Origin of the sequence: Paraburkholderia sp. SIMBA_030 (assembly GCF_046535245.1) — a bacterium.
Classification (GTDB): domain Bacteria; phylum Pseudomonadota; class Gammaproteobacteria; order Burkholderiales; family Burkholderiaceae; genus Paraburkholderia.
Genome location: NZ_JAWRXB010001822.1, coordinates 1 through 229, shown reverse-complemented (window position 1 = coordinate 229; position 229 = coordinate 1). Strand labels below are relative to the sequence as shown.

1 protein-coding gene is annotated in these 229 nt (G+C 58.5%); it reads left to right on the top strand.

The features are described from left to right. On the top strand, positions 1-229 hold a 229-nt coding region (locus tag SB772_RS46275; RefSeq protein ID WP_410839303.1), incomplete at both ends, for a histidine kinase dimerization/phospho-acceptor domain-containing protein.

Here is a 229-nt window from a genome sequence, read left to right as displayed (position 1 = left end):
CGATTGCACTGCGTGAAATGACAACCGCACTCTACGACCGCATCGATGCGATCGAGAGCTTTGCCGCCGATGTCAGCCACGAGTTGAAGAACCCGCTGACGTCGCTCCGAAGCGCGGTCGAGACGCTGCCGCTGGCAAAATCCGACGATTCCAAGAAACGGCTGATGGATGTGATCCAGCATGACGTTCGCCGCCTGGATCGCCTGATCAGCGATATCTCCGACGCATC